We start from the raw sequence: 8,371 nt of genomic DNA, 5'->3' as shown, positions 1-8,371 counted from the left end.
CGCAGCCTGCGGAGGCCCGGCAGCCGCAGGCGTCGCGGCCGGCGAAGAGGAGCCACTCCAACCGCCGGGAGAGCGACGAAGCCAAGGCGCGCCGGATCGCCGCCCGCTACGGCGTCTATTGGTGATCGCAGCATCGTCGTCACGGTGATAACCTGACGCGCCATCGCCGTGGCCTCAGCCTTCGGTCTGTCGCGGCGCGCCATGAAGCGTCGGCCAAATCCATCGCCGACATCCGGAACTTAAATTTCTTTCGCTCCACCTGTCGGCAGCGGGCATAATCGTTCGTTCTTGCAATGAACGGAGATGCCTTTTCGATGCTGTACGCCATCCTCTGCTATCATGACGAAGACATGGTCGGTTCCTGGAGCAAGGAACACGACGCCTCGGTCATGCAGAAATTGTCGGTCGTGCAGGACAAGCTCGCCAAGCAGGGCCGGCTCGGCCCGGTGGCGCGGCTGCTGCCGACCACCGCGGCGACCACGCTGCGCAAGGAAAACCCGCCGCTGGTGCTCGACGGTCCGTTCGCCGAAACCAAGGAGCAACTGCTCGGCTTCTATCTGGTCGAGGGCAAGAACCTCGACGAGGTGCTCGACATCGCGCGCGACCTCGGCGAGGCCAATCCCGGCGGCACCTATGAGATCCGCCCGGTCGGCTACTTCACTCCGGGGAGCGCAAAGGCGTGAGCATGACCGACACCGCCTGGATCGATGCCGCGCTGACGTCGGCGCGTCCCCAGGCGGTTGGCGCACTGCTGCGCTACTTCCGCAATCTCGATACCGCCGAGGAAGCTTTTCAGAATGCCTGCCTGCGGGCGCTGAAAAGCTGGCCGCAGAACGGCCCGCCGCGCGATCCCGCGGCGTGGCTGATCATGGTCGGCCGCAATGTCGCGATCGACGACATCAGGCGCAGCAAGAAGCAGGAGGCATTGCCCGACGACGACCAAGCGATCTCCGACCTCGGCGACGCCGAGGAAGAGCTCGCCGAGCGGCTCGATGGTTCGCATTACCGCGACGATATCCTGCGGCTCTTGTTCATCTGCTGTCACAAGGATCTGCCGGCGACCCAGCAGATCGCGCTCGCGCTGCGCATCGTCTCCGGCCTGTCGGTGAAGCAGATCGCGCGCGCCTTCCTGGTCTCGGAAGCCGCGATGGAGCAGCGCATCACGCGGGCCAAGACGCGCGTCGCCGACGCCAATGTGCCGTTCGAGACGCCGGGCGCGGTCGAGCGCAGCGAGCGGCTCGTCTCGGTCGCGGCGATGATCTATTTGATCTTCAACGAGGGCTATTCGGCGAGCGGCGACACCGCTCAAATCCGCTCGCCGCTGTGCGAGGAGGCGATTCGCCTCGCCCGCCTGCTGCTGCGGCTGTTCCAGAGCGAGCCGGAGATCATGGGGCTGACCGCGCTGTTGCTGTTGCAGCACGCCCGCGCCGCCGCGCGGTTCGATGCCGACGGCCAGGTCATCCTGCTCGACGACCAGGACCGCAGCCTGTGGAACCAGAAGCTGATCGCCGAAGGCCTCGCCCTGATCGACAAGGCGATGCGCCATCGCCGCAGCGGCCCCTATCAGGTGCAGGCTGCGATCGCCGCACTCCATGCCCGCGCGGAAAAGCCCGAGGATACCGACTGGACCCAGATCGACCTGCTCTATGGCGCGCTCGAGATCATGCAGCCGTCGCCGGTGATCACGCTCAACCGGGCCGTTGCGGTCTCCAAGGTGAAGGGGCCTGAAGCCGCGCTCGAGATGATCGAGCCCTTAGCGCCGCGGCTCTCCAATTACTTCCATTATTTCGGCGTGCGCGGCGCCTTCCTGATGCAGCTCGGCCGCAACGAGGAGGCCCGCGTCACCTTCGACCGCGCCATCGCGCTCGCCAACACCACCGCCGAAGCCGCCCATATCCGCATGCATATCGACCGCCTGATGCGCGACAGCCAGCCGCGCAATGTGAAGGCGAAGTAGCTCCCCCAACATTGCTGCTCGTCATGCCCGGCCTTGTACCGGGCATCTACGTCTTTGGATGCCGCGGAACAGGAAGACGTGGATGGCCGGGACGAGCCCGGCCATGACGAATCTCAAAAAATCTTCACCGTCCTTGTCGGCCCGTCGTCCTGTCGTTCGTCATGGAGGCAGAGCATCACCAAGCGTTACGGAGCCCGCCATGCCGACGATCGTCGACACCGAAGTCTCAAAGCCCGCCCGCATCACCGGCCGCGTCATGAGCGGCGTGGTTATCCTTTTCCTGCTGTTCGATGGCGCGATCAAGCTGTTGCCATTGCCTGTCGTCACCGAGACCATGGACAAGATGGGCTTTGGTGCGAGCGACACGCTGGCGCGCAGCCTCGGCATCATCACCATCGTCTGCACGCTGCTGTACTCGGTGCCGCCGACCTCGATCCTCGGCGCCATCCTGCTCACCGGCTATCTCGGCGGTGCGATCGCGTCCCATGTGCGGATCGGCAGCCCGCTGTTCAGCCACACGCTGTTCGGGCTCTATCTCGGCCTGATGGTGTGGGGCGGGCTCTATCTGCGTGACGGCAATCTGCGCGCGCTGCTTCCGTTCCGCCGCTGAGCTATCCTCTTCATTCATCTACCTGGAGCCCATCATGTTCGAGACCATTGCCATCATCGCTGTCATCCTCGCGGTCGCGATTGCCGTCATCCTAGTCCTCGCGGCGACCAAGCCGAGCACATTCCGCGTCACGCGTGCGACCAGCATCAATGCGCCGGCGGAACGGATCTTTCCATTGATCGACGATTTCCGGCAGTGGACGGTCTGGTCGCCCTACGAGAACCGGGATCCGGCCATGAAGCGCACCTATGACGGCGCCGGGCGCGGGCAGGGGGCGGTCTATGCCTGGGACGGCAACAAGAATGTCGGCACCGGCCGCATGGAGATCCTGCAATCGTCCGCGCCGTCGAAGATCGTGATCAAGCTCGACTTCCTCAAGCCGTTCGAGGGCCACAACACCGCCGAGTTCACAATGCTGCCGCAGGGAGATGCGACCAGCGTCACATGGACCATGTATGGTCCGGCCGTCTTCATGTCGAAGGTGATGCAGGTGTTCATGAACCTGGATCACATGATCGGCAAGGATTTCGAGGTCGGTCTCGCCAATCTGAAGAAGCTGACTGAAAAATAGCGAGCGTTTTCGAACGAAGTGGTTTCCGGTTCGCGTGAAGAAAACGCGTCAAAACGAGAATCTAGCCCAGGGAGCATGTGATGCAGGTCAACCCCTATCTCTCCTACGACGGCAATTGCGGCGCCGCGCTGAACTTCTACCAGAAGGTTCTCGGTGCGCGGATCGAGGAAACCTATCCCTACGGCGAGGGCAATCCGGAGATGCAGACGCCGCCCGGCTGGAAGGACAAGATCATGCACGCCAGGGTCTCGATCGACGGCGAGATCATCATGGCCTCCGACGCCCCGCCCGGCCACTTCCAGAAGCCGCAGGGGTTTCACGTCTCGCTGCAGGTCGAGGATCCCATGGAGGCCGAGAGCCGCTTCAAGGCGCTGTCCGAAGGCGGCACGGTCACCATGCCGTTCGGCAAGACCTTCTTCTCCAACGGCTTCGGCATGTGCGTCGATCAGTTCGGCATCCCCTGGATGGTGAACTGCCCGCAGCAGATGTAGGCCGCAAGCGACCCGGTCGGGACCGTCATCCTGAGGTGGCCGCTTCTTCAGCGGCCCTCGAAGGATCGACGGCCCGGCTGTGCGACTGAGGGCTGAGCCATCCGGGCCGTGCATCCTTCGAGGCTCGCTCCGCTCGCACCTCAGGATGACGGATTTGGGATCGCAGCATGGGCATGGCGTCGACGTGCCTTTGCCCACATTACAAGCTGCAATTCTCACCTGCACCGCGGATAGATCGCCGCGAGCTCGCGGCCACGCAGCAGCAGCAGGCGTGAGGTCAGGCCGCCGCGGCGCACGATCCAGCCGCGCACCGGCGCCGGATAGGCCTCCAGCACCGCCTCGGATGCTTCCGGCTCTGCATAGGTCCGGCCGCGCCGGTCGATCGAACGCGCGGCGTGGAATCCGAGCACGGCGCGCCGCGTCACGCAGATGCGATCGCCCGGCACCATCGAAAGCACCAGCGTGCAGGCCGACAGGCAGGGCCCGTCGATCACCACGCGCTCGCCGGACTCCCGCACCTTGTCGAACAGTTCGATGAACGGGCCGACCTGCCCGCCGGGGCTGGCGAGGATGCGGACATCGGCCTGTGCGCAGCCAATCGTTGCGCAGAGGGCTGCCGCCGCGACCAACATTTTCATCAGCGCAATCCCTGCCGACGATGCGGTCGAGGTCCGCCGCATCCGAAGCCACAAGGCTCGCGCCCGAATGGGGCATCGTCAAGACCGATGCCCATTCGCGATGACAGGCGGGCTCAGGCTGCCCGGTTCTTGAGCGCGCCCACGATCGCCGTGAGCACTGCGCCGGCAACGCCGCCGCCGGCGACCTGTCCGATGATGCTGCCGATGTCAGGCGTCGCGCCGGAATTGGCGAGCAGCGGAATCAGCATGCCCAGAAGCTGTCCGCCCGCGCCGCCGCCGATGGCGCCTGCGATGGTGTTTCCGAGCGTGCCGAGATCGATGTTCTTGGCCGCTCCGGCAGCGACATTGCCGCCGACGGCTCCGCTGATGACTTGAATGATCAGATTGATGAGGACTCCCGACATGACGCGATTTCTCCCCGGTATCTGGTTCAGCATGGCTGAGGCGCCGAATGGCGTCCCACCGGCGCAGACGTTAGGCCTCTGGCGCGCAGAGGTCATGCTGCGCACGCGAAGATTGCGGCCCTTGCGGGCGGTATGCACCGGCTTTTTGGGGAGTTGTTCGGCTAACCTGCAGCTTTAGCCCGCTCCGGAGACGCCGGCCTCGGCAAAGGTCGCCATGCCGCCATGACAGGCGAGCGCCGCGCGCAGCAGCAGGATCGCAACCCCTGCGCCGGAGGCTTCGCCGAGCCGCATCTCGAGATCGAGCAGGGGCGCGAGCTGCAGTTCGCGCAGCAGCTGGCGATGGCCGAGCTCGGCCGAGACATGCCCGGCGCGGCAATGTGCGAGACCGTTGGGCGCAAGCCGCGCCAGCGGCAGCACCGCCGATGTCGCGACGAAGCCGTCGAGCAGCACCGGGATCGATCTTGCCCGCGCTGCCAGCACGGCGCCCGCGATGGCCGCGAGCTCGCGGCCGCCGAGCGCGACGGCGACGGCGAGGGGATCGTCGAGCAGGCTGCGATGCAGCTTCAGCGCGGTATCGATCACGGTGCGCTTGCGCAGCAGGCCGGCATCGTCGACGCCCGTGCCGCGGCCGGCCCAGCGCGCACCGCGCCCGCCCATCAATGCCGCGCACAGCGTTGCGGCCACCGTGGTGTTGGCGATGCCCATCTCGCCGACCACGAGCAAATCGCATTGCTCCGGCACCGTGCGCCAGCCGGTGTCGAAGGCGACGAGGAAATCGGCGCCATCCATCGCCGGCGCCATCGTGAAATCGCGGGTCGGACGTGCGAGCTCGAGCGGCTCGACGCGCAGGTCGGCCCCGGCAAGCCTGGCGATCTGGTTGATCGCGGCACCCCCCGCGGCGAAATTCGCCACCATCTGCGCGGTGACTTCAGAGGGAAAGGCGGAGACGCCGCGCTCGGCGATGCCGTGATTGCCGGCGAACACGGCGATCGTGACCTGGTCGAGCCGGGGGATCTCGCGCCGCTGCCAGCGCGCGAGCCAGATCGCGACCTCCTCCAGCCGGCCGAGGCTGCCCGGCGGCTTGGTCAGGTTCTGCTGGCGCAGCGTGGCCGCCGTAGCGCTTGCCGCGTCGCCTTCGGGCAGCTCGCGACAAAAGCTGCGGATGTCGTCTAGAGTACTGAACTGCATGCGATTCCCTCGTCGAGCGGGCCGCAAACTAAAGCATGATCCGGAAAAGTGTGAAGCGGTTTTCCGACAAGATCATGCTCAAACAAGAAGCTAAAGCGCGATGAGATTCAGCCCGATCTCATCGCGCTTTAGTTCAATTTTCAGGCCTTCACCATGAATCAATGGCTCGACGATCTCAGGACCGCCATCGCCTTTCTGACCCGGCTGCCGATGCCGCATCCGGACGGCGCGCGGCCGGAGGGCTTTGCCCGGGCGCAGCGGCTGTTTCCCCTGGTCGGGGCCGGCATCGGGGCCGCGATCGGCCTGTTCTGCCTGCTGCTGCGGACGATCGGTGTCCCGGACCTCGCCGCGGCGGCGCTGGCGCTCGGCGGCGGCGCGCTGTTGACCGGCGCACTGCATGAGGACGGGCTCGCCGATGTCGCCGACGGGTTCGGCGGCGGCCGCGATGTAGCGGCCAAGCTCGAGATCATGCGCGACAGCCGGCTCGGCACCTATGGCGCGCTGGCGCTGGTGGTGAGCTTTGCCACCAGGCTTGCGGCGCTGGCGGCACTTCCCAACGGCATGGTGGTGCAGTGCCTGATCGCCGCGCATGCGCTCGGCCGCGGCGTGTTGCCGTGGATCGCGATCAGCCTGCCTTACGCGCGCAAGGATGGGCTCGCGGCCAATGCCGGCCGGCCCGATGGCACGATTGCGGTGGTCGCAGCCGGCATCGCGCTGGTGATCGCACTCCTCGCTCTGCCCTTCGGCAGCGCGCTGCTGGGGGCGATCGCGGCCGGCGCGAGCGCGTTGATCATGGCGCTGCTGGCAAAGCGGCAGATCGGCGGCCAGACCGGCGACGTGCTTGGCGGGGCAGAGCAGGTTGCGGAGACCGCGATCCTGCTGTTGCTCGCGGCGCGCTTCGGTTAGAGCGTTTCGAGCGAAGCGGATCCCGGTTCGCGTGAAGATGATGCGACCCCACGCAACAGCCGGCGCGAAATTCAGCTATGGGCCAGAACTGGAAGCCGCGCAGATCGAGGCGTTGTTGCGGGACAAGACATCGATGAGCATTGCATCGACCATCACCATTCGTCGTAGAGCCACTCCCTGGGGATTGGAGGCCGCGCTCTTGCATACGGGGGCTGAGACGTCCGCTCGGGCTTGCGCACGCCAGGAGTCGGCGGCGTCGGAAGCGGTAACGGCTTCGGCTCGGAGACCTTCGCTAGCGTTCGTTTCATTTCTTCCTGGCTCGCCTTGAGTTCCTCAATGGCTTTGGAGCTCGCGCGGGCCATCTGTTGCTGGTCCGCCTTGAGCTGCTCGATACTTCGCTCCACATTTTCGAGGTTGCGGGCGATCGTTTGCAGCAGCTGCGCCTGGTCGGGAAGAGCTGTATTGGCTGTCGGCGCGGCGTCCTGCGGCGGTGCGGTCTGAACCGGGGGCGTCGCTTGGGGTGGAGCGGCGTCTGCCGCTGCGACCTGAACGGTGGGTGGAGCGGGCTGCGCCGCAAGCGGCGGATTATCCGGGGGCAATGATGGAGTTGAAGCGAGCTGAGGCACCCAACGGGCGACAATCTGCTTGGCTCCTCTACCATACGACGACTGCAAAGCCAGTGCAGCGACAACGATACATGCTGCCAGCGACAAGCCGGCGAGAGCACGGAACCCCGGCATTCGGCGCGGCGATCGCGAGCGAGGTCCGGAAGAGGTAGGGCCAGGCTCGGAAGCGGCAGGGTTGGGTCCGACCGAAGGCGGGGCAGGTTGCGCCGGAGCTGGGGACGCGGCATCGCGCTCCATTCTTGCAAGCTGTTCACTCAAGCGCGCGAGCTCTTCATTGGCGCGCGTGATCTGCTTGTGGGTTTCTGCGAGTCTTTCGTCGGCGCGCGTGGCCAGGCCATCGTTCGATTCGACTGGGTTCGGGGTGGGGGTGGAGTTCACTGGCGCTTCCCTTTCCATCCAATGTCACCCAAGCGTGCCGACTCGGTTATCCGTTAGGGTCGATCAGCCCCCAGCACTCCCGTCAGTCTTGTCCAAAAAATGGCCGGATGATAGCGGGCTTGAGGTCTCGTGATAATGGAGGGGGACCAGCTCGTGCCGAGCACGTTAGCGCATTTCCGCCTTGCCCGATAAATCAGGTATCAACTGTCCATGAGTACACGCCCCGGTCAGAATGGAAGGGCTCCTGCAGCGATGAACCGCGAAACGCATCTCTGGCTGATCCGCCACGCGCCGGTCGACGGTCCGCGCGGCGTGATCCATGCGCCGGATGCGCCCGCGGATCTCGGCGATGCCGCGGCCTTCGCCGCGCTGCAGGCGCGGCTGCCGGCTGACGCTGTCGCGCTGTGCAGTCCGGCGCGGCGCACCAGAGAGACCGCAGCAAAGCTCGGCCTGACGGCAACGGCGGACGATGCCTTTCGCGAGCAGGATTTTGGCGACTGGACCGGTCGGCGCCACAGCCGGATCGAGGCCGAGCTCGGCGCGGAGGCCTATCGCGCGTTCTGGAATTCACCGGCGACCAACCGGCCGCCTGGCGGCGAAAG

General features: G+C 65.8%; 11 protein-coding genes. 7 read left to right on the top strand and 4 right to left on the bottom strand.

Annotated features, from left to right (window positions below):
- The first annotated feature begins 314 nt into the window (after window positions 1–314).
- The 5 genes from H8B02_RS42125 to H8B02_RS42105 all read left to right on the top strand — a co-directional run bounded on the left by H8B02_RS42125 (window position 315) and on the right by H8B02_RS42105 (window position 3,629).
- Window positions 315–683 carry a YciI family protein gene (locus tag H8B02_RS42125; RefSeq protein ID WP_092126677.1) on the top strand — a complete coding sequence of 123 codons (369 nt, stop codon included), beginning with the start codon at window positions 315–317 and terminating at the stop codon, window positions 681–683.
- Window positions 680–1,957 carry an RNA polymerase sigma factor gene (locus H8B02_RS42120; protein WP_173638761.1) on the top strand — a complete coding sequence of 426 codons (1,278 nt, stop codon included), beginning with the start codon at window positions 680–682 and terminating at the stop codon, window positions 1,955–1,957. The genes H8B02_RS42125 and H8B02_RS42120 overlap by 4 nt, the downstream gene beginning before the upstream one ends.
- Before the next feature lie 199 nt (window positions 1,958–2,156).
- On the top strand, window positions 2,157–2,567 hold the full coding sequence (locus tag H8B02_RS42115) for a DoxX family protein (protein ID WP_176533584.1): 411 nt from the start codon (window positions 2,157–2,159) through the stop codon (window positions 2,565–2,567).
- A gap of 34 nt (window positions 2,568–2,601) precedes the next feature.
- Entirely contained in the window at window positions 2,602–3,138 is a 537-nt protein-coding gene (locus H8B02_RS42110) for an SRPBCC family protein (protein ID WP_229171581.1), read from the top strand.
- A gap of 80 nt (window positions 3,139–3,218) precedes the next feature.
- Entirely contained in the window at window positions 3,219–3,629 is a 411-nt protein-coding gene (locus tag H8B02_RS42105; protein ID WP_229171580.1) for a VOC family protein, read from the top strand.
- Window positions 3,630–3,844: 215 nt separating this feature from the next.
- Here the strand turns inward: H8B02_RS42105 and H8B02_RS42100 are convergent, their stop codons facing one another.
- From H8B02_RS42100 to cobT, 3 genes are all read right to left on the bottom strand, one after another.
- Window positions 3,845–4,267 (bottom strand): S49 family peptidase domain-containing protein, encoded by a 423-nt coding sequence (locus tag H8B02_RS42100; RefSeq protein ID WP_229171579.1) that lies wholly within the window; start codon window positions 4,265–4,267, stop codon window positions 3,845–3,847.
- A gap of 113 nt (window positions 4,268–4,380) precedes the next feature.
- A complete protein-coding gene (locus tag H8B02_RS42095; protein WP_016842535.1) occupies window positions 4,381–4,671 on the bottom strand; it encodes a hypothetical protein in 291 nt (96 codons plus the stop codon).
- A 174-nt stretch (window positions 4,672–4,845) separates the two neighbouring features.
- A complete protein-coding gene (gene cobT / locus H8B02_RS42090; RefSeq protein ID WP_229171578.1) occupies window positions 4,846–5,859 on the bottom strand; it encodes a nicotinate-nucleotide--dimethylbenzimidazole phosphoribosyltransferase in 1,014 nt (337 codons plus the stop codon).
- 153 nt (window positions 5,860–6,012) lie between these two features.
- Between cobT and cobS the strand changes: the two genes are divergently transcribed.
- On the top strand, window positions 6,013–6,765 hold the full coding sequence (cobS, locus tag H8B02_RS42085; RefSeq protein ID WP_229171577.1) for an adenosylcobinamide-GDP ribazoletransferase: 753 nt from the start codon (window positions 6,013–6,015) through the stop codon (window positions 6,763–6,765).
- Between the two features lie 152 nt (window positions 6,766–6,917).
- Here cobS and H8B02_RS42080 read toward each other — a convergent pair whose 3' ends face one another.
- On the bottom strand, window positions 6,918–7,769 hold the full coding sequence (locus H8B02_RS42080) for an SH3 domain-containing protein (RefSeq protein WP_229171576.1): 852 nt from the start codon (window positions 7,767–7,769) through the stop codon (window positions 6,918–6,920).
- A gap of 252 nt (window positions 7,770–8,021) precedes the next feature.
- On the opposite strand from H8B02_RS42080, the gene H8B02_RS42075 reads away from it, so the two are divergent.
- A partial coding sequence (locus H8B02_RS42075) for a histidine phosphatase family protein (RefSeq protein ID WP_229171575.1) occupies window positions 8,022–8,371 on the top strand: 350 nt, incomplete at its 3' end.

Origin of the sequence: Bradyrhizobium altum, assembly GCF_020889705.1 — a bacterium.
In the GTDB taxonomy this organism is placed as follows: domain Bacteria; phylum Pseudomonadota; class Alphaproteobacteria; order Rhizobiales; family Xanthobacteraceae; genus Bradyrhizobium; species Bradyrhizobium altum.
Note: the sequence above shows the minus strand (reverse complement) of the source record. Positions and strands in the feature narration are given on the sequence as shown.

Excerpts from the sequence above, each read along its gene's own strand:
- H8B02_RS42125 (WP_092126677.1), top strand. The coding sequence starts at position 315 with ATGCTGTACGCCATCCTCTGCTATCATGACGAAGACATGGTCGGTTCC.
- H8B02_RS42115 (WP_176533584.1), top strand. The coding sequence starts at position 2,157 with ATGCCGACGATCGTCGACACCGAAGTCTCAAAGCCCGCCCGCATCACC.
- H8B02_RS42110 (WP_229171581.1), top strand. The coding sequence starts at position 2,602 with ATGTTCGAGACCATTGCCATCATCGCTGTCATCCTCGCGGTCGCGATT.
- H8B02_RS42105 (WP_229171580.1), top strand. The coding sequence starts at position 3,219 with ATGCAGGTCAACCCCTATCTCTCCTACGACGGCAATTGCGGCGCCGCG.
- H8B02_RS42100 (WP_229171579.1), bottom strand. The coding sequence starts at position 4,267 with ATGAAAATGTTGGTCGCGGCGGCAGCCCTCTGCGCAACGATTGGCTGC.
- H8B02_RS42095 (WP_016842535.1), bottom strand. The coding sequence starts at position 4,671 with ATGTCGGGAGTCCTCATCAATCTGATCATTCAAGTCATCAGCGGAGCC.
- cobT (WP_229171578.1), bottom strand. The coding sequence starts at position 5,859 with ATGCAGTTCAGTACTCTAGACGACATCCGCAGCTTTTGTCGCGAGCTG.
- cobS (WP_229171577.1), top strand. The coding sequence starts at position 6,013 with ATGAATCAATGGCTCGACGATCTCAGGACCGCCATCGCCTTTCTGACC.